The organism is Streptomyces inusitatus, assembly GCF_014651115.1.
GTDB classification, from domain to species: domain Bacteria; phylum Actinomycetota; class Actinomycetes; order Streptomycetales; family Streptomycetaceae; genus Streptomyces; species Streptomyces amakusaensis.
Map to the genome: position 1 here is coordinate 139,568 of NZ_BMWG01000004.1, position 24,431 is coordinate 163,998.

A 24,431-nucleotide genomic window follows, 5' to 3' on the forward strand; every position below is an offset into this window, starting at 1 on the left:
CGGCCGGGGGATCAGAAGGTGTGCGGCCCCCACGGCGCGACATCGCCGCCGAACGCGAGCGAGGCCGCCGCCAGCGCCCCCGGCGACAGCTCCCGCACCCGGCCGGCGTCGGCCAGCCCGCGCAGCGGGAAGCCGCCCAGATACGCCGTGCCCAGCTCCCGCACGGAGAGCGCGAGATCGGCCCCGTCCGTCGTCCGCTCGCAGGACGCGCCGCCGGTGTCCCCGCTCAGCCGCCAGCGGCCGGCGTTCCAGGGACAGAAGGCGTCCTCGACCTCCAGCACCACGTCCACCGGGGCCCGGTAGGTCCGCGCCGCCAGGGCCGCGCCGACCTCCACCGGGCGGATGTACAGACCGTCCCACGACCGCAGGGCGCAGCGCCGGGTGTCCGAGACCAGATGCTGCCAGGGGTCGTCCACAGGCCTGCTGGACATGCTCACCGTGGAGGTGAGGTCGATCCCGAACAGATACCGCATGAGCGCCGCGTGCCCCTGCGGCTCCAGCGCCTGGAGATCCTGGAGGGCGACCGTGCCGTTCGGCCCGCTCTCCTCCCAGGAGGGCTTGATCCGGTAGAGCGCGTACCCGACGACCTCCCCGTCCCGCTCGGCGAGCACGCACTGCAAGGGGGAGGCGCCCGCCCGGTCGGCGGGGGTGTCGAGGATCTGGAGCCGGTCCCACGCCGGCAGCCGGGCGATCAGCCCGGGACGGCCGGGGAGCTGCCGGGCGTAGACCGCCTCGATGTCCGCCAGCACCTCGTCCGGCTCCGCCTTCCGCAGCCGGATCGCGTCGGTGCCCTCGGGCACCGACAGCGTCACCCGTGCGGTGTCGATGTCGGCCCTGAGCTGCTTGGTCGCCGCCCCGTAGCCGTACCGGCCGTAGATCGCGGGCTCGGACGCCAGCAGCACGGCCAGCGGCTCGCCCCGCTCCCGTACGTCGTCGAGCTGGCGGCGCATCATCGCGGAAAGGATTCCGCGCCGCCGGTGGGTCGCGGCCACACTCACCATCGACACCCCGGCCGTCGGAGTGAGCGCCCCGCCGGGCACGCTCATCCGGAAGGAGAACGAGGCGGCGGTGGCCACGCACTCCGCACCGTCCCAGACGCCGAGCGTCCGGTCGAACTCGGTGATCTCGCGGATCAGCCCGGTGTGCTCCGGGGCGGCCGCCACACCGCCGAAGGCCAGGACCACCTTTGCGTACCACTCGTCCCACTCGGAGGGTTCGACCACTCGCGGCTCAGTCTTCATGCCACCATCTCTACCAGGGGTGTTGCCCGGACCGCGATCGAAATACGGCGGTCGGACGAGTCGGGCGAAAGCTCCGCGCCGGACGGGACTCAGCGCGCGTAGAGCTGCTGTCATATGCCATGACTATCAAGCGTCAGCGTGCCGGAGTGACCCGATTTCCCCTGCAATGTCGCAGGGGTCCCCTGCACGGATGGCCGATGGATCGATAAGGTCACACGAAATGGCTCAAGGTGTCGGAGTGGATTCGTTCAAGGCCCGGTTGCGCAAGGCGGTGCACCGGGCACGCATCGCGCTGCGCAAATCCGCCGTCGACTATTTCCGCGGCGACGGCTCCGACACGCTCGCCCTCTCCGGTCTGCTGCTGACCGTCCCTGCCCTCACCTGGGGCACCATCGAGATCCCCGAATGGATCTCGCCGGCCGCCCTCGTCCTGCCGATCGTGGCCGGCGCGCTCCTGCTGCGGCCCGCGAGCCTGCTCGGTCTGTACGCGGCGTGCGCGGCCGGTCTGATCGTGGAGACCTTCGTCCTCGGCCCCTACACCGACGGCCCGGCCAGGGTCACCCCCGGCACCGTCCTCGTGGTCGCCGCCGCCGGATTCTTCGGACTGCTGATCGCGCAGTTCCGGGCCCGCGTCGGCGTCCCCTGGCGGCGCGGCGGCACCATGCTCTTCGACCTCCGCGAACGCATCCGGGTCCAGAGCGCCCTGCCCCGGCTGCCCAAGGGCTGGCACCGGGAGATGGCGCTGCGCCCGGCCGGCGGCCAGTCCTTCTCCGGCGACTTCGTGGTCGCCGCCCGCACCAACGGGGGCCGCACCCTGGAGATCGTCCTCACCGACGTCTCCGGCAAGGGCATGGACGCCGCCTCCCGCGCGCTGCTGCTGTCCGGCGCGTTCGGCGGGCTCCTCGGCTCGCTCCCGCCGCACAGCTTCCTGCACGCCGCCAACGGCTATCTGCTCCGCCAGGACTGGGACGAGGGCTTCGCCACCTCGATCCATCTCGTACTGGATCTGGAGTCCGGCGACTACGAACTCCTCTCCGCGGGCCACCTCCCCGCTCTCCAGCTGAGCGCGGGCACCGGCCGCTGGGAGGAGATGACCGGGGAGGGCCCCCTCCTCGGGGTGTACGACGGGGCCCAGTTCGACCCGGTCAAGGGCTCGCTGCGCCCCGGCGACGTGCTGATGCTCTTCACCGACGGCCTGGTGGAGTCCCCGGGCCGGGACCTCAGCGAGGGCATGGACCGGCTCACCGGCGAGGCCGACCGCTATGTCACGGCGGGCTTCGAGGGGGCCGCCTGGCATCTCATCGAGGCGGTCGCCAAGGACGTCAACGACGACCGCGCCCTGCTGATCCTCTGCCGGGAGCCGTAGGCCCTCTCATCGCCGGTACGGATGCCCCTGCTCCGGTCCTCCCTGCTCCGGCCCGTATCCGTACCCCTGGTGGTCGGGCCCGTATCCGTATGCCTGGTCCTGGCCCTGCTCCGGCGCGTACCCGTATCCGTATCCGTAACCCGGCTCCTGCTGGTACCCCTGCTGGTACCCCTGTTCCGGCCCCTGCTCCCGGTCCGGCAGCCGGCCCCGACCGTCGTGGGCGTGTGCCGTCTCCCGGCTCGGCGGCCGGAGCGTGGCCAGCGCCCCCACGACGAGCAGTGCGAGCGCGACGACCCCGCCCGCGACCATCGTGAACGAGACACCGCCCCCGTTCCCGCCCTCCCGCGCCGCCGCCGAGGGCTCGGCGTCGGCGGAGGCCGAGGAGGTGTCCTTCGCGCCCGCCGTCTGCTTGCCGTGGAGGCCGAAATTGCCGCTCTCCGGGACCTCGCCGGTCAGCACCACGTCCGAGCAGGAGTAGTACGTCTCCGACGCGCCCTCCGAGCCCTCCGCGCCGTCGTTCCGCCAGACCGTGTAGAGGACATGGGCCCCGGTCAGCTCCCCCGGAAGCGTTCCCTCGATCCGGTACGACCCGTCCTTGAGGGCGGGGTCCTTCACCGTGGCGAACGGCTCGCTCGCCAGATCCGCCCAGCGCAGCGCCTTGGCGGGGTCGTACCCCTCCTTGGTCAGATAGAGGTCGAAGGTCCCCGGCCGCCGCACGGTCGCCCGGTACTCCAGGGTGAACCGCCCGCCCGCCGTCAGCTCGGTGGTGGGCCATTCGGTGTGGGCGATGTCCAGCCCCCGATAGGCCTCCAGCCCGGCGCTGCACAGCCGGCCGTCCGGTATGCGCTCGCGGTCCCGGCCCTGGACCCCGGCCACCCGCACCCGGTCCCAGGCGTCGAACGCCACACCGCCGTTCGCGGCGACGGCGGCCACACAGGCCGCCGAGGTCTGTCTCGCGCCCGTCGTGCCGCAGGCGGCGGCCCGGCTCACCGGGTCGACCGGTGCGCCCTGGGCGTACGCGGTCCAGGGCACTGTGGTGGCGAGCAGTACGGGTACGGCGACGAGGGTCGCGCGGCGCAGGGCGTTTCTGGCGGCGGTGCGGGGGTCGATCGTCATTGGCGGACCTCCTGTTCGGCCCGGTGCCTGCCGTCGACTGCGAGCGGGCGCGGCGAAGCGTTCACTTCACAGGGGACGGGCCCGCTTCACTCACCGCGACGGCCTGTGCACCGGTGGGAGCATCCTTGTGGCCGGAAAGGCCACCCGCAATGCCCTGGTCAGTAGAAAATCCACCGATTTTGCTGGCGCTGGAAAGAGAGGCGGAATGTCCTGATTCAACAGTGGCGCCCGCCCGGGTCGATCGCCCCGGAAGGGCACGACTCGGAGCCCCGAAGGCCCGCGTCCGGGGCCGGGGAAGGGTGAGGGCAGGAGGGGGCGGGGCCGTGGGGAACGGTCCGCGCCGCCCCGGTCCACCGGGAGTTCGTCCCGGGGAGCGTGGCGTGATCCAGACTCTAGCGGGCTCAAAGTCGTTGTGGTGGCGTGTTCTCAACTTTTTCCTGAACCCAGGATTCCGCTGCTCCGCGGCCGGGCGTCAACGCCGATCGAGGATGGGGCGCGATTGTAGCCATGCGTAATCACTAGAGCGTGCTCCGGCGGGGAAGGCACCCAATCAACCGTTCCTCACCTGGAGTTATCGTGCAATTGATCGACCCGGCATCCGCCTCAAGTTATCGGATGAGCTTTACGGTGGGTGAGCATTCCCCCCGTCATCTACGCCGTATCACCCGGGCGTATCTCCATCTCTGGTCCCTGGAAGAGGTGGTGGACGCCGCCGAGCTGGCCGTCACCGAGCTGCTCGCGAATGTCGTACGCCATGTCCCGGACCGGCGGTGCGCGTTGCTGCTGCTGCGCCTGGACCGGGGGGTGCGGATCGAGGTGAGCGACCACTGGGTCCGGATGCCGCGGCACCCCGCCCCGCTCGACCGCTCGGGGGAGCCGGCCCTGGACGAGGGCGGCCGGGGGCTGATGCTGGTGGAGGCGGTGGCCGACCGCTGGGGGGTGGTGCCGCTGCCGCCCGGCGGCAAGACGGTGTGGTGCGAGTGCGACACGAGGAGACTCGCCGGGCGCTGAGCCCGCCGGGGTCAGCTTCCGGAGCCGGACTCCGGCCCGGAATCGGGGGCGGGGGCGGGGTCGGCGACGCTCAGGCCGTGGACCATCCGGGCGACCAGGGTGCGGGTCCGGTCGAAGGGGGCCTCGCTCAGCGCGGGCGAGCCGACGACCGAGCGCAGCACCCCCATGCCGAGCAGCAGCGCTCCCATCAGCTCGGCCCGGAGTTCGGCGTCCTCCCCGTCGAGACGGTCGGCGAAGTCGCGCAGATATCCCTCGCACAACTGGGTGCGCAGCTGGTCGCGGACGGCGGGCCGGCCGGAGGAGCGCAGCATCCCCAGCACCGGATGCTCGCCGTCGAACTGCCGCCAGTCGCCGTAGACCACGTCATGGAGCAGTTCGTCCGCGAGACGGGCGAGCGGTCGGTGCGGATCCGCCTCCGCGCTCTCGGGCGCGGTCACGCGCACCGCCTCCGCGTACAGCTTCTCCTTGGAGCCGAAGTAGCGGAAGACCAGGGCCGCGTCGACGCCCGCGTCCCCGGCGATCTCGCGGACCCCGGTGCCGTCGAACCCCTGCCGGGAGAAGCGCAGCCGGGCGGCGTCGAGGAGCGCGGCGCGGGTGGCCGCGCTGTCGCGGCGGCGCGGGGGCCGGGGAGTGGGGCCGGTCATGGGGTCAGGGTAAGTCACCGAACGCTGACCGGCACGGGGTCGACGGCCCCGCGTCGCCCCGGTTTCTCACCAGCACTCGACGGACGACGCGGTGTCGTTCTGGGCGCGCGGGAGGTCGGCGCGGCGGCCGTCGCGCAGGTCGTGGATCGTGCCGCCCCGGCCGTACTCGGTCCACCAGTCGCAGATCTGGCCGGTCTCGTTGGACCAGGACGACATCCGGTCGTCGAAGCCGTGGTCGGCGAGCCGCTCCACATAGGTGTCGGGCCCGATGGCGACGCCGCCGCCGGTGAAACCCCGGTGACGGTACAGACAGAGGCTGTCCGCGGGGCAGTCCGAGCCGCTGAACAGGGTCACCGACCCGGCGGGTGTGGCCGCCGAGGGGGCGGCGGCGAGACCGGTGGAGATCATCAGAGTGGCGGCGAGCAGCGCGACACGGCGCACGGAACCTCCGTAAGGACACGGGAACACGGGAACACGGGAACACGGGAACACGGGAACACGGGAACGTGGGGACACGGAGACACGGCGAGCGCGGCCGTCGGCCCGCCCCCGGGATACCCGGCTTCCGCTCCCGCATCCGCCCGGCCGCCGGTCTTCACCCCAAGGTGTCCGGCCCGTCCCCGGGTTGACGTACCGTCCGTACGGTTCCGGGCCTGCGGTAGAGCTGCCGGGAGCCGCCCTCCGGGCCCGGTTCGGCGGCCTCGGCGGGACCCGCGCGCCACTGGCGACGGCCCCCGGGTGATCCGGGCCGAAGGTCACCACCTCGATGGCGCCCGGCGTCCGGACGAACCGCCGCTCCGCCTCGGCCATCAGCAGCCGGCCGACGCCCCGGCCGCGTACCCGCTCCGCGACGACCAGCCACTCCACGTGGTACGGCGGGCCGTCCGGGCCGAACAGCAGCCCGCCGGCCGGCTCCCCGCCCGGCGGGAGGGCCACGAGCGCCGTGCCCCGGCGCACATGGGTGTCCAGGGCCCGGTGGAAGCCGGGCTCGTCGGTCATCGGTCCGAACCAGTGCTCGACCTCGGCCGCGAGTCCGAGGATGCCGGGGAGGTCGGCCGTCCTTGCCGGTCTGACGATCATTCGGGCAAGTCTGCCACCGGGGGACCGGGTCCCGAAGACCCCGAAGCGGGGAGGTCCGGGGCTTTCGAGCCCGGGCCTCCCCGCTTCGGCCGGTGACGCGGGATCAGAGCCGGGACGGCTCCGCCTCCCGGGTCCCCGGCATGAACCGCGCCAGGAGCTGGGACCGGCCGGCCACCAGCGGGGCGAGGACGGCCAGGATCAGCACATACCCCGCGATGAAGGGCGAGAGCCGCTCGTCCAGGCCGGCCGCCGCCGCCATGGTGGCGAGGATCAGCGCGAACTCGCCGCGTGCCAGCAGGGTGGTGGAGATGTTCGCCGCCTGGCCGGGGCCGAAGGAGTGGATCCGCGCGGCGATGATTCCCGCGAGCACGTTCATCGCCAGCGTCACCACGACCGCCGCCAGCACCGGCCAGAGCACGGTGGGCAGATCGCCCGGGTCGATCGAGAGGCCGAAGGCGAAGAAGAAGATGGCCCCGAAGGCGTCCCGCAGCGGGTGGACCAGCTTCCGGATGCGCTCGCCCGAGGTGGTGCTGCCGAGCATCAGACCGACCATGAACGCGCCGATGGCGTCCGCGACCCCGAACCACTCCGAGACGCCGGCCATGAAGACCGCGGCCCCGAGGAAGGAGATGACGAGGAGTTCGTCGTCGCGGGTGTTGATGAGCCGTCCGACGACCCTGGTCCCGAACCGGGCGGCGAGGGCCAGTGCCAGCAGAAAGCCGAAGGCCTTTCCGGCGTCCATCGCGGCGGCGGAGAGGCTGTCCGCGCCGGACAGGATCGGCTGGAGCGCGGCGAGGTAGAGCGCGAGGAAGATGTCCTCGACCACGATGATGCCGAGGATGGGCTTGGTCTCGGGGTTCCCGATCCGGCCCAGGTCGACCAGGACCTTCGTCACGATGGCGGACGAGGAGATGCCGAGGACTCCGGCGAGGACCAGCGCCTCCGAGGTGCCCCAGCCGAGCGCGAAGCCGAAGCCGAGGCCCGCTCCCACATTGAGGAGCAGATACGCCCCTCCGGCCAGCGCCATCCGCCGGCCGCCGGCCTTCAGATCGTCGAGATGGAACTCCAGCCCCAGATAGAAGAGGAGCAGGACCAGCCCGAGGGCCGAGAGCATCTCCAGCTCGTGCGGGTCCGAGAGCAGCACGATGCCGGGGGTGTGCGGGCCGAGAAGGATTCCGGCCAGGATGAACAGGGGGATCGTGGGCAGGCCTATCCGGCCGCCGAGGCGGGCGAGGAGGGCGGCGGCGAGGAATGCGCCGCCCATGGCGATGAGAGTGTCCGCGTGTCCGATGGGGTCGTCCTCCGTTTGGGGTCAAGAGGGCGTCAAGGATCCGTCAGTAATTAGTTTACCAAATGATTGACTCTCGCAACTATATGAGTCTTCGACAGGGCGGCCCCCAGCCTCCGGGGTAGGGCTGCCCCCACCCCGGGTCCGCCAGCAGCCGCCATGGCCCCGACCTGCCGTCCGTCCGTAGCGTCAAGGCATTGACCTGCACGTTTACCGATGACGGAGGACACGATGGGGCTGCGGCGCCGCAACCGACGGGACACTGAGGACACGTGGGGGAGTGACTCGTACCCCACCGGCCCCCACCCCGCCGGCCCGGCCGCCGCCGTCGAGCTCCGGGGCGTACGCCGCCGATACGGAAAAGGGAACGGCACGGTCCATGCCCTGCGGGGCATCGACCTCACCCTTCCGCGCGGCAGCTTCACCGCCGTGATGGGCCCCTCCGGCTCCGGGAAGTCCACCTTCCTCCAGTGCGCCGCCGGACTCGACCGCCCCACCGAGGGCTCCGTCCGCCTCGGCGGCACCGAGATCACCGGAATGAACGAGAACAGACTCACCGTGCTGCGCCGCACCCGGCTCGGCTTCGTCTTCCAGGCCTTCAATCTGCTGCCGTCGCTGACGGTCGAGCAGAATGTGCTGCTCCCCATGCGGCTCGCGGGCGACCGGCCCGACCGCCGCCGGGCCGCCGAAGTCCTCGCCCAGGTCGGCCTCCACGACAAGGGCGGCCGCCGCCCCTCCCAGCTCTCCGGCGGCCAGCAGCAGCGCGTCGCCCTCGCCCGCGCCCTGGTCACCCGGCCGGACGTGGTCTTCGCCGACGAACCCACCGGCGCGCTGGACACCACCACCGCCTCCGAAGTCCTCGCCCTGCTGCGCTCGGCGGTGGACGGCCTCGGAGCCACCGTCGTCATGGTCACCCACGACCCCGTCGCCGCCGCCTACGCGGACCGGGTGCTCTTCCTCGCGGACGGCTCGATCGCCGACAGCCTCAGCGGCGCCGGACCCGAGCGGATCGCCGCCCGGATGCGATCCCTGACCTCGCCCGCCGCGTACCAGGGGACGGCCGCCTGATGTTCCGTCCCAACGGCCTGGCCCGCGCGGCCGTCCGCTTCAAGCCCTCCTCCTTCATCGGCACCTTCGTCGCCCTGCTGATGACCTCCGCGATCGTCGCCGCCTGCGGCATCATGCTGGAGACCGGACTGAGAGCCTCCGTCCCACCGCAGCGGTACGAGGGCGCTCCCGTCGTCGTCGAGGCGGACCAGCGCTCCCACCTCTGGATCGGCTCCGGCGAGGAGCGCCGCGACAACCACGCCGAGATCCCCGACCGGGCCCGCCTCGACCAGGCCCTGGTCGAAAAGGCCGCCTCGGTCCCCGGAGCGGCCGCCGCCATCGCCGACATCGCCTTCCCGGTACGGGACAGAACCGCCGCGCTCACCGCCCACGGCTGGGGATCGACCGCCTTCACCGGCACCGCGCTCCGCTCCGGCACCGCCCCGCGCACCGGCGAGGTGGTCCTCGGCGGCGGGGCGAGGATCGGCGAGGCGGTGACCCTGGACACCCCCGCCGGCACCCGGCGGTTCACCGTCTCGGGCCTGGCCGGAACGCCCGGGGCCTGGTTCGCCGACCCCGAGGCGATCCGGCTGTCGGGCCGCCCCGGCAAGGTCGACGCCATCGCCGTACTGCCCCGGAAGGGCACCGACGCCGCCGCGCTCGCCGCCCGGCTCACCGAGCTCTTCGGCACCGGCGACGACAAGCCCCGCGTCCGCACCGGCGACGACCGGGGAGCGGCCGAGAGCTCCGCGCTCGCCGGGGCCAAGGAGGTCCTCACCGGAATCGGCGGATCCTTCGGCGGAATCGCCACTCTCGTCGCGGTCTTCACCGCCGCCGGCACCGTCGCGCTCTCGGTCGGACTGCGGCGGCGCGAGTTCGCCCTGCTGCGGGCGATCGGCGCGACCCCCGGCCAGGTGCGCCGCTCCATCGCGACCGAGGCCCTGCTGGTGGCCCCGATCGCGGGAGCGCTCGGCTACGCGCCGGGGCTCGCGCTCGCCGCCTGGTGGTTCGGACAGCTCCGCGACAAGGGCGCGATCCCCGCCGCCGTCGAACTCGGCGTCTCCTGGATCGTGCCGGCCGCCGCCACCGGCACCGCGATCGTCACCGCGCTCCTCGCCGGATTCCTGGCCGCCCGCCGCCCCTCGAAGATCAAGCCCGGCCAGGCCCTCGCCGACGCCTCCGTCGAGCGCGCCGGCTTCGGCTGGATCCGCACCCCGCTGGGCATCGCCGCACTCGCCGGCGGAGTGGTCTTCGCCGGAATCGCGGCCACCGAGACGGGAAGCGACGCGGCGAACGCCGCACTCGGCGTCGTCATGACCTTCATGCTCGCGGTCGCCCTGCTCGGCCCGCTCATCGCACGGGCCTGCGCCGCGCTCCTCGGGCTGCCGCTGCGCGCCGCCGGGGCCGCCGCCTCGCTGGCCGCCGCCAACTCCTCGGCCAACGCCCGCCGGCTCGCCTCCGCGATCACCCCGATCGTGCTGGCCACCGCCTTCTCCTCGGTCCTCGTCTTCCTCCAGACCAGCACCGAGCGGGCCACCGAACAGCAGCAGCGGGACGGGATCACGGCCGACCACGTGGTGACCGCCGACGACACCGGACTGCTCCCGCTGAACGCCTCCGAGCGCGCGGCGAAGACCCCCGGAGTGAGCGCCGCCGTCTCGCTGCTGCGCACCTCCATCCTCGTCAAGACCGATTCCGGGCCCGAGGCCACACTGCTCAGCGCCTCCGTCCAGGGCGTCGCCGGCCGCCCGGGAGACCTGGCGAAGGTGCAGGACCTGGAGGTGCGGAAGGGCTCGCTGAGCGACCTCGGCCCCGGCCGGATCGCGCTGGACGCGTCCCTCGCCGACTCCGCCGGGGTGGGCGTCGGCGACCGGTTCGACTTCCTGCTCCCCGACGGCGTCCGCTCCTCCGCAGAGGTCGCGGCGGTCTACGGACGCGGACTCGGCCTCGCCGAGGTCACCCTCCCAGCCGCCGCGCTCACCGGCCATGTGACCTCCCCGTACCCGAACACCCTGCTGGTCGGCGGTGACGCCGGGGCGGCCATCGGACTGGCCGCGCTGGGCACCGTCCACGACCGGGAGGGATACGCGGCGGCACAGCACCTCGACCGTGAGCTGACCTCGTGGGCGAACATCACGATGGCCTCCATCCTGGGCGGATTCGCGGCGGTCGCCGCGGCGAACACCCTGGTGATGACCGTCCTCGACCGCCGCCGTGAACTCGGGATGCTGAGGCTGATCGGCTCCACCCGCCGCCAGGTGATGGGGATGATCCGCTGGGAGGCGCTGCTCGTCGCCCTCGCCGGGGTCGCGCTCGGCACCGGGATCGCCCTGGCCACCCTCGTCCCCATGATGAACGGCCTCACCGGCCAGGCCCCCCACATCCCCCCGCTGATCTACGGCTCCCTGGTCGCCGGAGTCCTCGCCCTCGCGCTCGCCTCCACCACCCTCCCGGCCCGTGCCGCCCTGCGCCCCTGAGTCCCCGTCCGGGGGCCGGGGACGGGACACGGACGTAAAGTCGAACGCATGTCACAGTCGCTGACCCTCGCCGAGGTCGAATCCCTGGCCCGCGACGCCCACGCGGGCCACACCGACAAGTCCGGCCGCCCCTACGCCGAACACATCGCGGCCGTCGCGGAAGGCGTCCGCGCCCGGGGCGGCAGCGAGGAGCAGATCGCCGCCGGCTGGCTCCACGACGCCGTCGAGGACCACGCCCTCTCCCTGGAGTGGCTCCAGACCGCCCCGCTCCACCAGTCCGTCAAGGACATCGTCCTCGCCCTCACCCGGGGCGAGGACGAGGACCTGGAGTCCTACACCCGGCGCATCCGCACCACCCCGGGAGCCCTCCTGGTCAAGGAGGCCGACCTCGCGAGCAACACCGACCCGGCGCGGCTCGCCGCCCTCGACCCGGCGACCCGCGAACGCCTCACCGCGAAGTACGCCAGGACCCGCGCCCTCCTCGGCCTCACGGACTCCTAGGGCCCTCCGGGGGCACGGCGTCCCGGCGGAACGCCCACTCCATGTCCGGCTCGGTCGCCCAGCGCAGCGCCCGCCGCACCAAAGGGGTGCAGAGCAGCGTCACCATGACCGTGGTCACCAGGGTGAGCAGGATCTCCCCGGCGGGTTCGCTCAGCCAGGCGTTCGCCTCGAAGAAGCCGGTGTACTCGGCGGCCTTCAGCGGCAGCCCGTGCAGCAGATAGCCGCAGATCGTGCCCACGCCCAGCGCCGTGAACCAGGTACGGCGGCGGGGCGTCCACGCCAGGAACCCGGCGGTCAGCAGCACCCCGAGCGCGAAGATCACCAGCGTCACCGGCACCCCGGTCCACCAGGGCATTCCCAGCTCCTGGGCGCTGTCGGAGCGGTAGAACCAGCCCAGCGGCACATCGGGGGCCACCCAGTACGCGAGCCCCAGCACCGCCGCGACAGCGGCACCGCCAGCACCCGGGCCTCGCGCCGCCGCACCAGATGGAAGTGCTCGGGCCGCAGCACGAGCCCCAGCACGAAGAAGGGGAGGAACTGGAGCACCCGCTGGAGGTTGAGATCCTCCCCGATGCCCGGGGAGACCGCCGCCAGCGCGGCGATCACGATCGCGACCGGCAGCGGACGGCGGATCTGCCGCCACAGCGGGGCCGTCAGCCGCCAGACGAAGAGCGCGGCCAGGAACCAGGTCAGATAGAAGGGGTCGAGCAGACTGATCGGCTGGTCGGAGCCCTTGTCCAGCCACCGCCGCTGAAGGGAGTAGACCAGCTCGAAGACGGCGTACGGCAGGGCGATCCCGGTCAGCAGCCGTCTCACCTGGTGCGGGCGGCCGGAGTAGCTCCGGGAGAAGTAGCCGGAGATCACGATGAACGCGGGCATGTGGAAGGTGTAGACGACGAGGTACAGCGCCCGGGTGGCCCGGCTGCCCTCCATCACCGGCTCCCACGCGTGCGCCACCGCGACCAGCACGATGGCCAGGTACTTCGCGTTGTCGAAGAAGGGATCCCGCCCGGGATCGGCGGCAGAGGCAGAGGCAGAGGCAGCGGCGGCGGCAGTGGGATCGGGATCGGGAACGGCGGCGGGGGAGGCGCGGGCGGCCGGCTGCCGGGCGGCCTGGGGGCCCGGGGCCCGGCGATATCCCTGCGGAGCGTGGAGCATTCGAGGCACCTCAGCTGTGCGGAATGGAATTCGTAAAACCCCTCCGCGCCTTCCCCCTGAGACGGCCTCAAACCTGGGATGCCTTTAAATCTGAGAAATATTTGTCGGATATGCCCCAGTTAATCCCTATTAAATAGGGCATATCAATACGACTTTGTGACCCTCGGAAATATCGCTCCACCATGTTTGAATTTCTTGTGACCGCCAAGTGGCCGCATGGAAACGATCGAGCCGAATTCTTTTCCGTATCCCCGGTTTCTCATGCTCCCGGGCCCGCCCGGGACCCCCGCGTACTGCGACGATGGCGGCCACTGCCCGTCGGATGGCGTGATTCCGCCCCGGACGTTCCGTCAGCCGGCCGCATACAACGCGTGGTTGGTGGCACGATGGAGTTGAGGCGGGGGTGTGCAGGGCCGCATGTCCCCGGCCGGTGAGCGGGACCGACCGAGGGTGTGTGATCAGTTGTGGCCATTTCGCTGTCCGTTGTGGTGCTGTTGGGAATCATCCTCGTCATCATGATTCGTTCCGGGCAGCTCAAGGGCGGGCCGGTGATCGTCCCGATACTCTTCGGCTTCTTCCTCGCCTCGTCGGGCATGGCCCCGTCCATCGAGCGGTTCCTCAACTCGATAGCTTCGACGATCAACGACATCAGCTTCTGAGGCCTCCGGGCCTTCCGAGCCTCTCGGGCCTTCCGGCACGGGCCGACCGGGTGTGACCACCGGTCGGCCCCTCCGCCGTTTCGTGCGCCGTTCGTACATCCGGTACGCGAAAGACCTCGGGCCCGGTCGTCACGAATGACGACCGGGCCCGAGGCCATGAACAGAGCGGGCGACGGGAATCGAACCCGCGTAGCTAGTTTGGAAGACTAGGGCTCTACCATTGAGCTACGCCCGCAAGCGTCGCACCGCAGGTCACAGGCTGATCGCCCGACCGCGGTACGAGAAGCATCGTAGCGGGTCCCGGCCCTGTGTCGCACACCCCGTCCGGCCCCCGCCCGCCTTCCCCGCGCACCGCCGTGAAAATCCGGCGGCCACCCGGTCGGCGAGCATGTACCCTACGTGTCGCACCGGCGGGGTGTGGCGCAGCTTGGTAGCGCGTCCGCTTTGGGAGCGGAAGGTCGTCGGTTCGAATCCGGCCACCCCGACCACGTTTGTCATCGACCCCCCACAAGATCGCGTTGTGGGGCTCATCCTGCGTGCGGCTACTATGCAAGCTGCGTGCCCGTGTGTCCGGCGATGAGTCCGACCGAGTGAGACGACTGAGACGACGATCCGGGCCGATCAGCTCAGCCGCTGCCTGTGCGGCGGATGCGGCAGAACCCCAGAATCAGCCATCAAGGAGACCGAACCGTGAAGAGCGCCGTGGAGACCCTGAACCCGACCCGGGTTCGGCTCACTGTCGAGGTGCCCTTCGAGGAGCTCAAGGACAGCCTCGACGCGGCGTACAAGAAGATCAACCAGCAGGTCACGGTGAAGGGCTTCCGTAAGGGCAAGATCCCGGCCCGGATCATCGACCAGCGGTTCGGCCGTGGTGCGGTGCTGGAGGAGGCTGTCAACGACGCCCTCCCGAAGTTCTACACCGAGGCCGTCAATGAGGCGGAGATCAACCCGCTCGGCCAGCCCGAGGTCGACATCACGGAGCTGAAGGACGGCGAGACGCTGAACTTCACCGCCGAGGTCGACATCCGCCCCGTCATTGAGATCCCGGACTACTCCGGCATCGAGGTCACCGTCGACTCCATCGAGGTCACCGACGAGGACATCGACAAGGCCGTGGAGGAGCTGCGCGAGCGCTTCGCCTCCACCAGCCCCGTCGAGCGTGCCGCCGAGGACGGCGACATCGTCACCATCGACCTGGAGGCCAAGGTCGAGGGCGAGGTCCTGGAGGACGGCGTCGCGACCGCCGTCCAGTACACGATCGGCTCGGGCGAGCTGCTCGAAGGCATCGACGAAGCCGTGACGGGCCTGGAGGCCGGTGGCGAGGCCACCTTCACCTCCCAGCTCAAGGGCGGCTCGGCCGAGGGCAAGGACGCCGAGGTCACCGTCAAGGTCACCGCGGTCGCCAAGCGTGAGCTGCCCGAGCTGGACGACGACTTCGCCCAGCTGGCGAGCGAGTTCGACACCCTCGAAGACCTCAGGGCCGACAGCCGCAAGCGGCTGACCGGCATCAAGCAGTACGACCAGGCCACCCAGGCGCAGGAGCGCGTCCTGGAGAAGCTGCTGGAGATCGCCGAGGTGCCGATCCCCGAGAAGCTGCTTGAGGACGAGATCAACACCCGCAAGCACAACCTGGAGCACCACCAGCTCGGCCAGATGGGCCTCGACCTCGCGAAGTACCTGGAGATCCAGGGCAAGACCGAGGACGAGTTCGTCGCCGAGACCAAGGAAGCCGCGGTCAAGGGCATCAAGACCCAGTTCATCCTTGACGAGCTGGTCTCCAAGGAGAAGCTCAACGTCAACCAGGAGGAGCTCACCGAGCACCTCATGCGCCGCGCCGCCTCCTCCGGCATGAGCCCGGACCAGTTCGCCCAGGCCGTCGTCGAGGGCAACCAGGTCCCGATGCTCGTGGGCGAGGTCGCCCGCGGCAAGGCGCTCGCCCTGGTCGTCGAGGCCTCCAAGGTCCTCGACACCAACGGTGACGTCGTCGACCTGGACGACGAGGACGAGACCGAGACCGCCGCCGAGACCGTCGAGGCCGTCACCGACGCCGACGCGGCCGAGGCCGACGAGAAGGGCGAGGACAAGCCGGAGGCCTGAGCCCCCCGCTGAGCCCCGCTCACCGCACCGCCCGAGCACAGGGCCCGGACCCCGCCGCGTCCGGGCCCTGTGCCGTATCCGAACCCGCTATCCGAACCGCCGTATCCGAACCCCCGTATTCCGCTCAACCCTCGCTCGCGCACCTTGCGCTCCGAGCGAACAGTTCGGGAACCGGGATGGCGTTGTCCGACCTGCGCGTTAGGGTCCATGAGTACGAGGGTTGGGGAGTACCCGCCCCCGGTTACGAAGACGCTGAGACGGCAGGCAGCCGTCAGAGACGAGCAGGTGGATACGTGACGAATCTGATGCCTTACGCCGCCGGTGAGCCGTCCTTCGGCGGTGGCCTCGGTGACCAGGTCTACAGCCGGCTGCTCGGCGAGCGCATCATCTTCCTCGGTCAGCAGGTCGACGATGACATCGCCAACAAGATCACCGCACAGCTGCTGCTCCTTGCCGCCGACCCCGACAAGGACATCTACCTCTACATCAACAGCCCCGGCGGCTCGGTGACGGCGGGCATGGCGGTCTACGACACCATGCAGTACATCCCGAACGACGTGGTGACCATCGGTATGGGCATGGCGGCCTCGATGGGCCAGTTCCTGCTGACCGGCGGCGCCGCGGGCAAGCGCTTCGCGCTGCCCAACACCGACATCCTGATGCACCAGGGCTCGGCCGGCCTCGGCGGCACCGCCTCCGACATCAAGATCCAGGCCGAGTACCTGCTGCGCACCAAGCAGCGCATGGCGGAGATCACCGCCCGTCACTCCGGCCAGACCGTCGAGGCGATCATCCGCGACGGCGACCGCGACCGCTGGTTCACCTCCGAGGAGGCCAAGGATTACGGCCTCATCGACGAGATCATCACCGCCGCTTCCGGCGTCCCGGGCGGCGGCGGCACCGGCGCCTGAGCAGGCCCCGCACCCCCTCCGCGGCCCGACCGGCCGCAGGAGCGGGGCCCCGCGCCCCCCGGCGTGCGGGCCGCCGCTCCGCCCCGGGGCCCAGCGCCTCCCAAGCCACTCTCCAGCCCGCGAAACGCCGCGAACGCCCGCGCACGTTACGCAGAACGCCACCAGGACGGTGAACACCCACATGAGCATCAACTCCGCGAGCGGCCTCTACACCGGCCCGCAGCTGGACAACCGCTATGTCGTCCCGCGCTTCGTCGAGCGCACCTCCCAGGGCGTGCGCGAGTACGACCCGTACGCGAAGCTGTTCGAGGAGCGCGTCATCTTCCTCGGCGTGCAGATCGACGACGCCTCCGCCAACGACGTCATGGCGCAGCTGCTGTGCCTGGAGTCGATGGACCCCGACCGGGACATCTCCATCTACATCAACAGCCCCGGTGGCTCCTTCACCGCGCTGACCGCCATCTACGACACGATGCAGTTCGTGAAGCCGGACATCCAGACGGTCTGCATGGGCCAGGCGGCCTCCGCCGCGGCCGTGCTGCTCGCCGCCGGCACGCCCGGCAAGCGGATGGCGCTGCCGCACGCCCGGGTGCTGATCCACCAGCCGTCCTCGCAGACCGGCCGGGAGCAGCTCTCCGACCTGGAGATCGCCGCGAAGGAGATCCTCCGGATGCGTGAGCAGCTGGAGCAGATGCTGGCGAAGCACTCCACCACGCCGATCGAGAAGGTCCGCGACGACATCGAGCGGGACAAGATCCTGACCGCCGACGACGCCCTGGCGTACGGTCTGGTGGACCAGATCGTCTCGACCCGCAAGAGCACGGCCGGCGCGGCGGCCTGACCGGCTCGCGGCCCTTGGCGCGGGTCATGGGGGCGGTCCCGAACGGGATCACTACCATGTGAACCGCGCCAAGGGGGGCCCGAACGAGGGCCCCGGCAAGGTACCGTCGGATATGAGGCACCAGGAGTCGGCCGAACCAAGCCGCTCCCAGGCGAAGGGGAAGCACCTCGTGGCACGCATCGGTGATGGCGGCGACCTGCTCAAGTGCTCGTTCTGCGGAAAGAGCCAGAAGCAGGTGAAGAAGCTCATCGCAGGCCCCGGTGTGTACATCTGCGACGAGTGTATTGATCTCTGCAACGAGATCATCGAAGAGGAGCTCGCCGAGACGTCCGAGGTGCGCTGGGAGGAACTGCCCAAGCCGCGCGAGATCTACGAGTTCCTCGAAGGCTATGTCGTCGGCCAGGAGCCCGCGAAGAAGGCCCTCTCCGTGGCGGTGTACAACCACTACAAGCGGGTCCAGGCCGGTGAGACCGGCGGTGCGCAGGGCCGTGACGACGGCATCGAGCTGTCGAAGTCCAACATCCTGCTGCTGGGCCCCACCGGCTCCGGCAAGACCCTGCTGGCGCAGACCCTCGCCCGGATGCTCAACGTCCCCTTCGCCATCGCCGACGCCACGGCGCTCACGGAGGCGGGCTATGTCGGCGAGGACGTCGAGAACATCCTGCTGAAGCTCATTCAGGCGGCCGACTATGACGTCAAGAAGGCCGAGACCGGGATCATCTACATCGATGAGATCGACAAGGTCGCCCGGAAGAGCGAGAACCCCTCGATCACCCGTGATGTGTCGGGCGAGGGCGTCCAGCAGGCGCTGCTGAAGATCCTGGAGGGCACCACCGCCTCCGTGCCGCCGCAGGGCGGACGGAAGCACCCGCACCAGGAGTTCATCCAGATCGACACGACGAATGTGCTCTTCATCGTGGGCGGCGCGTTCGCCGGCCTGGAGAAGATCATCGAGTCGCGGGCGGGCGCCAAGGGCATCGGCTTCGGCGCGACGATCCGCTCCAAGCGGGAGATCGAGGCGAGCGACCAGTTCCAGGAGGTCATGCCGGAGGACCTGGTGAAGTTCGGGATGATCCCCGAGTTCATCGGCCGGCTCCCCGTCATCACCTCCGTGCACAACCTCGACCGCGAAGCGCTGCTGAAGATCCTGGTCGAGCCGCGCAACGCGCTGGTGAAGCAGTATCAGCGGCTCTTCGAACTCGACGGTGTGGAGCTGGACTTCGACCGCCCGGCCCTGGAGGCCATCGCCGACCAGGCCATCCTGCGCGGCACCGGAGCCCGTGGGCTCCGCGCCATCATGGAGGAGGTCCTCCAGTCGGTGATGTACGAGGTGCCCTCCCGCAAGGACGTCGCCCGCGTCGTCATCACGGCCGATGTGGTCCGCAACAACGTCAACCCGACGCTGGTGCCCCGTATCGTGCCCAAGAGCGACGGCCGGCACGAGAAGTCCGCGTAGCCGTCCGGCACATGACGAAAGGGGCGCCCCGGTGGGGCGCCCCTTCGCGCTGTCGCGGCCGGCTCCGCCGGGGTCTGTTCAGATCTTGGCGCGCGAGGTGTTGTACGCCTTCGCGGTGAGTTCGGCGACCTTGTCCAGCGGGGTGGCCTTGCCGGTGCCCATCACATTGGCCATCTCCACGGACATGACGACGGCGACCGTGCTGTAGTCGGCCCAGACGCAGATCGGCATCTCCATCGCCTTCTGCGCGGCGCCCGCCCCCTTCAGCTTCGCGCTCTGGCACTTCATCAGCGCGCCCTCGAAGCCCGCCGGCTTGAAGGCCTTGGGTGTGCCGACCAGCTCCAGCTTCTGGGCCTTGTCCTCCAGGGAGCCCTTCTCGGCGGTCAGGAACATGCCGTCGATCGACTTCTCGGGATCGGCGATCTCCCCCCAGAGGCCGCTGACCGTCAGCATCTTCTGGGACATCGGGTCCTGCTTGGACCCCGCCTCGTACTGGGCCGCCGTCTCGTTGGGGTTCTGCACCCCGATCTTCTCGGCCATGGCCTTGCTGTCCTTCGCGGTGACCGGCTTGGAGTCCTCGGACTCGGTCTGCCGGTAATCGCCGACCGTGCCGGGCAGCTCCAGCTTGTGCCCCTTGGTGGCGGCGGAGACGGCGCCGCCACCGCCGCTCCCGCCCTCATCGCCCAGCAGGAAGTACGCGCCGCCGGCGATCACGGCCAGGGCCACGGCACAGGCCCCGACGATCAGGCCGGTCTTCTTCTTCGGCGCGGGCGGCGGGGGCGGCACCTGCCCCGGGAAGGGCTGCTGCCCGTACCCCCCGGGCTGCTGGGGGAACCCCTGCTGCTGCGGATAGCCGTACCCCGGCCCGCCCGGCCCGCCCGGCTGCTGCGGCGGATACCCGTAGCCGGGCTCCCCGCCCTGCGGCGGCTGCCCGTAGGGACCCGGCTGCGCATAAGGACCCGGCTGCCCGTAGGGACCGGGCTGCCCCTGAGCGCCGGGCTGCCCCTGGGGCTCGGCGGGCTGTCCATAGGGACCAGGCTGCCCATAGGGACCCGGCTGGCCGTACGGACCCGGCTGCGGGGGCTGCTGGGGCTGCTGCCCGTACGGGCCCGGCTGGTTGTGGCTCATTCCTGGGTTCCCCTCAAGACGCTCATGCGGTTCGGCGACATCCTCACTCAGCTCCGGGGCGGGAGGAGCGGCAGGGGTCACACCGTTACGGAACTCTCCCGTTTCAGTACGGCACCGTGACACCCCTAAACTGGGCCCGTGACCGAGAACACTCAGCAGACGCCAGCCAGCAACCCCGAACTGCCGACCCAGTACGCACCGGCCGAGGTAGAGGGGAAGCTGTACGAGCGCTGGGTAGAGCGGGGTTACTTCACGGCGGACGCCAAGAGTGAGAAGCCGCCGTACACCATCGTCATCCCGCCGCCGAACGTCACCGGGGCCCTCCACCTGGGCCACGCCTTCCAGGTCACCCTGATGGACGCGCTGACCCGCCGTAAGCGCATGCAGGGGTACGAGGCCCTCTGGCTGCCCGGCATGGACCACGCGGGCATCGCCACCCAGAACAAGGTGGAGCAGCAGCTCGCCGAGGAGGGCAAGTCCCGCCACGACCTCGGCCGCGAGCAGTTCACCGAGCGGGTGTGGCAGTGGAAGGAGGAGTACGGGGGCCGGATCCTCGGCCAGCTCCGCCGCCTCGGCGCCGGTCTCGACTGGAGCCGCGAGCGCTTCACCATGGACGAGGGCCTCTCCCGCGCCGTCCAGACGATCTTCAAGAACCTCTACGACGACGAGCTGATCTACCGCGCCGAGCGCATCATCAACTGGTGCCCGCGCTGTCTCACCGCGATCTCCGACATCGAGGTCGACTACCAGGACGACAACGGCGAGCTGGTCTCGCTGAAGTACGGCGAGGGCGAGGACACCCTCGTCGTGGCGACCACCCGTGTCGAGACGATGCTCGGCGACACCGCCGTCGCCGTCCACCCCGACGACGAGCGGTACGCCCATCTCATCGGCAAGCGGATCAAGCTGCCGCTGACCGACCGCACCATCCCGGTCGTCGCCGACACCCATGTCGACCCCGAGTTCGGCACCGGCGCGGTCAAGGTGACCCCCGCCCACGACCCGAACGACTTCGCCATCGGCCAGCGCCACGGCCTGGAGTCCCTCACCGTGATGGACGAGCGGGCCGTCATCACCGTCCCCGGCCCCTTCGAGGGCCTGGACCGCTTCGAGGCGCGCTCCGCGATCGTCGCCGCCCTGCGCGAGCAGGGCCGGGTCGTCGCCGAGAAGCGGCCGTACGTCCACTCCGTCGGCCACTGCTCCCGCTGCAAGACCACCATCGAGCCGAGGCTCTCGCTCCAGTGGTGGGTCAAGGTCGGCCCGCTGGCCCAGGCCGCGGGCGACGCCGTCCGCGACGGACAGGTGAAGATCCACCCGGCCGAGCTGTCGAAGCGCTACTTCGACTGGGTCGACAACATGCACGACTGGTGCATCTCGCGCCAGCTCTGGTGGGGCCACCGCATCCCCGTCTGGTACGGCCCGAACGGCGAGACCGTCTGCGTCGGCCCCGACGAGCAGCCGCCGAGCGGCGAGGGCTGGACCCAGGACGAGGACGTCCTCGACACCTGGTTCTCCTCCGGCCTGTGGCCCTTCTCCACCCTCGGCTGGCCGGAGCAGACCCCGGACCTGGAGAAGTTCTACGCCACCGACGTCCTGGTCACCGGCCACGACATCATCTTCTTCTGGGTCGCCCGGATGATGATGTTCGGTCTGTACGCGATGGACGGCGAGGCCCCCTTCCACACCGTCGCCCTCACCGGCCTCGTCCGCGACGAGACCGGCAAGAAGATGTCGAAGTCCAACCCGAACTCGGTGGACCCGCTGGACTGGATGGACGCGTACGGCTCCGACGCCGTCCGCTTCACCCTCGCCAACGGCGCCAACCCGGGCGCGGACGTCCCGATCGGCGAGGACTGGGTCAAGGCCTCCCGCAACTTCGCCAACAAGATCTGGAACGCCACCCGCTTCGCGCTGATGAACGGCGCGACCGTGGAGGGCGAGCTGCCGCCCGCCTCGGAGATGTCGGCCGCCGACCGCTGGATCCTCTCGCGACTGAACAAGGTCGTGGCCGAGGTCGACGCCCACTACGACGACTACCAGTTCGCCAAGCTGGCCGACGCCCTCTACCACTTCGCGTGGGACGAGGTCTTCGACTGGTACGTCGAGCTGTCCAAGACGACGTACTTCGCCGGCGGCGAGCAGGCGAAGGTCTCCGCCCGCGTCCTGGGCGAGGTCCTCGACGTCACGCTCCGGCTGCTCCACCCGATCACCCCCTTCGTCACCGAGACGCTGTGGACCACGCTCACCGGCAAGGAGTCGCTGGTCGTCGCCGACTGGCCGGCCGACAGCGGATTCCGCGACGAGGCCGCCGAGCGTGAGATCGAGCTGGTCCAGCGGGTCGTCACCGAGGTCCGCAGGTTCCGCTCCGACCAGGGCCTCCAGCCCGGCCAGAAGGTCCCCGCCCGCCTCGGCCTCGACGGCACGGCGCTCGCCCCGCACGAGGCCGCCATCCGCCAGCTGCTGCGCCTCCAGCCGGAGGGCGAGGACTTCAGCGCGACGGCGACCCTGCCGGTGGCGGGGGCGACGGTGGCGCTCGACCTCTCGGGCACCATCGACGTCGCGGCCGAGCGCAAGCGCCTCGCCAAGGACCTGGCCGCCGCCCAGAAGGAGAAGGCCCAGGCCGAGGGGAAGCTCGGCAACGAGGCATTCCTCGCCAAGGCCCCGGACAACGTGGTCGAGAAGATCCGGGGCCGGCTCGCCGCCGCCGAGGAGGACATCGCCCGGATCACCGCCCAGCTGGAGAGCCTCCCGCAGGCGTGACCCGCCTGCGGTGAGATGACTGGAGGCCCCGGGCAGTCTTCCCCCGGGGCCTCCTTCCGTCCGCCCGGCGGGCGGCCCCGGACGCCGGTGCGGTGAGCCCGGGGATGTGGGCGGGCCCCCGGACCATAGACTGGACCCGTGAGTGAGCATCCGGCCGACCGTCCCGCAGAGCCCGACCCCTTTGACGAGATCGTCGACGCAGAGACCGACCGTGACCCCGACCTGGCGGTGATCGAGGCCGGCAGCCGCACCCTGCGCGCCCAGTCCGGTGCCCCGTCGCACGACGCCGTCCCCGCCCGGCCCGCCGACCCCGAGCTCGACCGCGCCCTGCGCGCCGTCGAGACCGAGCTGGCCGGCCGCTGGGGCGAGACCAAGCTCGAACCCTCGGTGACCAGGATCGCCGCGCTGATGGACGTCCTCGGCGAGCCCCAGCGCGCCTACCCCTCCATCCACATCACCGGCACCAACGGCAAGACCTCCACGGCCCGCATGATCGAGGCCCTGCTCTCCGCCTTCGAGCTGCGCACCGGCCGCTACACCTCCCCGCACGTCCAGTCGATCACCGAGCGGATCAGCCTCGACGGCGCGCCGGTCGACCCCGAGCGCTTCATCTCCACCTACGAGGACGTCAAGCCGTACGTCGAGATGGTCGACGCCGCGCAGGAGTACCGGCTCTCCTTCTTCGAGGTGCTCACCGGCATGGCGTACGCGGCCTTCGCGGACGCCCCGGTGGACGTCGCCGTGGTCGAGGTCGGCATGGGCGGCGCGTGGGACGCCACCAATGTGATCGACGGATCCGTCGCCGTGATCACCCCGATCGCCCTGGACCACACCGACCGTCTCGGCTCCACCACCGGTGAGATCGCCGCGGAGAAGGCCGGTGTCATCAAGCAGGACGCGACGGTGATCCTGGCCCAGCAGCCGGTGGACGCGGCGCAGGTGATCCTGAAGAAGGCCGTCGAGGTCGACGCCACCGTCGCCCGCGAGGGCATGGAGTTCGGCGTGGTCTCCCGCGAGATCGCCGTCGGCGGCCAGCTTCTGACCCTGCGCGGTCTCGGCGGCGAGTACGGCGAGATCTTCCTCCCGCTGTACGGAGCCCACCAGGCGCACAACGCGGCGGTGGCGCTCGCGGCGGTCGAGGCGTTCTTCGGCATCGGCGCGGACCACGCGCGCACGCTGGACGCGGACACCGTCCGCAAGGCGTTCGCCGCGGTCTCCTCGCCTGGCCGGCTCGAAGTCGTCCGGCGCAGCCCCACAGTGGTCCTGGACGCGGCGCACAATCCGGCGGGCGCGCTCGCCGCCGCCGAGGCCGTGACCGAGTCCTTCGGGTTCTCCCGGCTGATCGGTGTGGTCGGCGCGAGCGGCGACAAGGACGTCCGGGGGCTGCTGGAAGCCTTCGAGCCGGTCTTCGCCGAGATCGTCGTCACCCAGAACTCCACCCCCCGCGCGATGGACGCGGACGCGCTCGCGGCGGTCGCGGTGGAGGTCTTCGGCGACGATCGGGTGGTGGTCGAGCCCCGGCTCGACGAGGCCATCGAGGCGGCGATCACGCTGGCCGAGGAGGAGGCCGAGTACGCGGGCGCGGGCGTCCTGGTGACCGGTTCCGTGATCACGGTCGGCGAGGCCCGGCTGCTGCTGGGGAGGGGCTGA

18 protein-coding genes, 2 tRNA genes and 2 pseudogenes are annotated in these 24,431 nt (G+C 70.9%); 13 read left to right on the forward strand and 9 right to left on the reverse strand.

All coding sequences use genetic code 11. The features are described 5' to 3' along the window. Window positions 1–11: 11 nt before the first annotated feature. Window positions 12–1,241: a GNAT family N-acetyltransferase gene (locus tag IE247_RS10105; RefSeq protein ID WP_190122654.1), complete on the reverse strand. Its 1,230-nt coding sequence runs from the start codon at window positions 1,239–1,241 to the stop codon at window positions 12–14. Between the two features lie 220 nt (window positions 1,242–1,461). On the opposite strand from IE247_RS10105, the gene IE247_RS10110 reads away from it, so the two are divergent. Beyond that, a complete protein-coding gene (locus IE247_RS10110) occupies window positions 1,462–2,607 on the forward strand; it encodes a PP2C family protein-serine/threonine phosphatase (protein WP_190122655.1) in 1,146 nt (381 codons plus the stop codon). Between the two features lie 6 nt (window positions 2,608–2,613). Here the strand turns inward: IE247_RS10110 and IE247_RS10115 are convergent, their stop codons facing one another. Beyond that, the gene (locus tag IE247_RS10115) at window positions 2,614–3,723 is read right to left on the reverse strand and encodes a lytic polysaccharide monooxygenase (protein ID WP_190122656.1); all 1,110 of its coding nucleotides are present in this window, start codon (window positions 3,721–3,723) and stop codon (window positions 2,614–2,616) included. A gap of 615 nt (window positions 3,724–4,338) precedes the next feature. Here IE247_RS10115 and IE247_RS10120 point away from each other — a divergent pair. Next, window positions 4,339–4,734 carry an ATP-binding protein gene (locus tag IE247_RS10120; protein WP_190122657.1) on the forward strand — a complete coding sequence of 132 codons (396 nt, stop codon included), beginning with the start codon at window positions 4,339–4,341 and terminating at the stop codon, window positions 4,732–4,734. 11 nt (window positions 4,735–4,745) lie between these two features. Here the strand turns inward: IE247_RS10120 and IE247_RS10125 are convergent, their stop codons facing one another. From IE247_RS10125 to IE247_RS10140, 4 genes and pseudogenes are all read right to left on the reverse strand, one after another. Beyond that, entirely contained in the window at window positions 4,746–5,378 is a 633-nt protein-coding gene (locus IE247_RS10125) for a TetR/AcrR family transcriptional regulator (protein WP_190122658.1), read from the reverse strand. A gap of 66 nt (window positions 5,379–5,444) precedes the next feature. Then, window positions 5,445–5,786 (reverse strand): peptidase inhibitor family I36 protein, encoded by a 342-nt coding sequence (locus tag IE247_RS10130; protein ID WP_229869035.1) that lies wholly within the window; start codon window positions 5,784–5,786, stop codon window positions 5,445–5,447. Window positions 5,787–5,973: 187 nt separating this feature from the next. Next, window positions 5,974–6,458 (reverse strand): annotated as a pseudogene (locus IE247_RS10135) (GNAT family N-acetyltransferase). Window positions 6,459–6,561: 103 nt separating this feature from the next. Further along, window positions 6,562–7,722 (reverse strand): cation:proton antiporter, encoded by a 1,161-nt coding sequence (locus IE247_RS10140; RefSeq protein WP_190122660.1) that lies wholly within the window; start codon window positions 7,720–7,722, stop codon window positions 6,562–6,564. Between the two features lie 255 nt (window positions 7,723–7,977). Here IE247_RS10140 and IE247_RS10145 point away from each other — a divergent pair, with 255 nt between their 5' ends. From IE247_RS10145 to IE247_RS10155, 3 genes are read left to right on the forward strand one after another with little or no spacing between them, the layout of a single operon-like run. Next, window positions 7,978–8,814 carry an ABC transporter ATP-binding protein gene (locus tag IE247_RS10145; protein ID WP_190122854.1) on the forward strand — a complete coding sequence of 279 codons (837 nt, stop codon included), beginning with the start codon at window positions 7,978–7,980 and terminating at the stop codon, window positions 8,812–8,814. After that, complete coding sequence (locus IE247_RS10150; RefSeq protein ID WP_190122661.1) at window positions 8,814–11,270, forward strand: ABC transporter permease; 2,457 nt, start codon at window positions 8,814–8,816, stop codon at window positions 11,268–11,270. Before IE247_RS10145 ends, IE247_RS10150 begins: the two co-directional genes overlap by 1 nt. Before the next feature lie 48 nt (window positions 11,271–11,318). Continuing rightward, entirely contained in the window at window positions 11,319–11,771 is a 453-nt protein-coding gene (locus tag IE247_RS10155) for an HD domain-containing protein (RefSeq protein WP_190122662.1), read from the forward strand. Here IE247_RS10155 and IE247_RS10160 read toward each other — a convergent pair. After that, a pseudogene (locus tag IE247_RS10160) lies at window positions 11,758–12,929 on the reverse strand (acyltransferase family protein). The gene IE247_RS10155 and the pseudogene IE247_RS10160 overlap by 14 nt on opposite strands. Window positions 12,930–13,393: 464 nt before the next feature. Here IE247_RS10160 and IE247_RS10165 point away from each other — a divergent pair. Beyond that, window positions 13,394–13,588 (forward strand): hypothetical protein, encoded by a 195-nt coding sequence (locus tag IE247_RS10165; RefSeq protein WP_190122663.1) that lies wholly within the window; start codon window positions 13,394–13,396, stop codon window positions 13,586–13,588. Between the two features lie 164 nt (window positions 13,589–13,752). Here the strand turns inward: IE247_RS10165 and IE247_RS10170 are convergent. Then, a tRNA-Gly gene (locus IE247_RS10170) sits at window positions 13,753–13,823 on the reverse strand. 176 nt (window positions 13,824–13,999) lie between these two features. Between IE247_RS10170 and IE247_RS10175 the strand changes: the two genes are divergently transcribed. From IE247_RS10175 to clpX, 5 genes are all read left to right on the forward strand, one after another. After that, window positions 14,000–14,076 (forward strand) — tRNA-Pro (locus tag IE247_RS10175). A gap of 202 nt (window positions 14,077–14,278) precedes the next feature. Continuing rightward, window positions 14,279–15,685: a trigger factor gene (tig, locus tag IE247_RS10180; protein WP_190122664.1), complete on the forward strand. Its 1,407-nt coding sequence runs from the start codon at window positions 14,279–14,281 to the stop codon at window positions 15,683–15,685. A 305-nt stretch (window positions 15,686–15,990) separates the two neighbouring features. Further along, window positions 15,991–16,596 carry an ATP-dependent Clp protease proteolytic subunit gene (locus IE247_RS10185; RefSeq protein WP_190122855.1) on the forward strand — a complete coding sequence of 202 codons (606 nt, stop codon included), beginning with the start codon at window positions 15,991–15,993 and terminating at the stop codon, window positions 16,594–16,596. Between the two features lie 181 nt (window positions 16,597–16,777). Beyond that, window positions 16,778–17,437: an ATP-dependent Clp protease proteolytic subunit gene (locus tag IE247_RS10190; protein WP_190122665.1), complete on the forward strand. Its 660-nt coding sequence runs from the start codon at window positions 16,778–16,780 to the stop codon at window positions 17,435–17,437. A gap of 169 nt (window positions 17,438–17,606) precedes the next feature. Beyond that, entirely contained in the window at window positions 17,607–18,893 is a 1,287-nt protein-coding gene (gene clpX, locus IE247_RS10195; protein ID WP_190122666.1) for an ATP-dependent Clp protease ATP-binding subunit ClpX, read from the forward strand. 78 nt (window positions 18,894–18,971) lie between these two features. On the opposite strand, the gene IE247_RS10200 is transcribed toward clpX, so the two are convergent. Continuing rightward, window positions 18,972–20,021, reverse strand: coding sequence for a hypothetical protein (locus IE247_RS10200; RefSeq protein WP_190122667.1), 1,050 nt, complete (start codon window positions 20,019–20,021; stop codon window positions 18,972–18,974). A gap of 138 nt (window positions 20,022–20,159) precedes the next feature. Here IE247_RS10200 and IE247_RS10205 point away from each other — a divergent pair, with 138 nt between their 5' ends. Beyond that, window positions 20,160–22,781: a valine--tRNA ligase gene (locus tag IE247_RS10205; RefSeq protein WP_190122668.1), complete on the forward strand. Its 2,622-nt coding sequence runs from the start codon at window positions 20,160–20,162 to the stop codon at window positions 22,779–22,781. Between the two features lie 138 nt (window positions 22,782–22,919). Next, entirely contained in the window at window positions 22,920–24,431 is a 1,512-nt protein-coding gene (gene folC, locus IE247_RS10210) for a bifunctional tetrahydrofolate synthase/dihydrofolate synthase (RefSeq protein ID WP_190122669.1), read from the forward strand.

Coding starts and splice junctions, on each gene's coding strand:
- IE247_RS10105 (WP_190122654.1), bottom strand. CDS start 1,241: ATGAAGACTGAGCCGCGAGTGGTCGAACCCTCCGAGTGGGACGAGTGG.
- IE247_RS10110 (WP_190122655.1), top strand. CDS start 1,462: ATGGCTCAAGGTGTCGGAGTGGATTCGTTCAAGGCCCGGTTGCGCAAG.
- IE247_RS10115 (WP_190122656.1), bottom strand. CDS start 3,723: ATGACGATCGACCCCCGCACCGCCGCCAGAAACGCCCTGCGCCGCGCG.
- IE247_RS10120 (WP_190122657.1), top strand. CDS start 4,339: ATGAGCTTTACGGTGGGTGAGCATTCCCCCCGTCATCTACGCCGTATC.
- IE247_RS10125 (WP_190122658.1), bottom strand. CDS start 5,378: ATGACCGGCCCCACTCCCCGGCCCCCGCGCCGCCGCGACAGCGCGGCC.
- IE247_RS10130 (WP_229869035.1), bottom strand. CDS start 5,786: ATGATCTCCACCGGTCTCGCCGCCGCCCCCTCGGCGGCCACACCCGCC.
- IE247_RS10140 (WP_190122660.1), bottom strand. CDS start 7,722: ATGGGCGGCGCATTCCTCGCCGCCGCCCTCCTCGCCCGCCTCGGCGGC.
- IE247_RS10145 (WP_190122854.1), top strand. CDS start 7,978: ATGGGGCTGCGGCGCCGCAACCGACGGGACACTGAGGACACGTGGGGG.
- IE247_RS10150 (WP_190122661.1), top strand. CDS start 8,814: ATGTTCCGTCCCAACGGCCTGGCCCGCGCGGCCGTCCGCTTCAAGCCC.
- IE247_RS10155 (WP_190122662.1), top strand. CDS start 11,319: ATGTCACAGTCGCTGACCCTCGCCGAGGTCGAATCCCTGGCCCGCGAC.
- IE247_RS10185 (WP_190122855.1), top strand. CDS start 15,991: ATGCCTTACGCCGCCGGTGAGCCGTCCTTCGGCGGTGGCCTCGGTGAC.
- IE247_RS10190 (WP_190122665.1), top strand. CDS start 16,778: ATGAGCATCAACTCCGCGAGCGGCCTCTACACCGGCCCGCAGCTGGAC.
- IE247_RS10200 (WP_190122667.1), bottom strand. CDS start 20,021: ATGAGCCACAACCAGCCGGGCCCGTACGGGCAGCAGCCCCAGCAGCCC.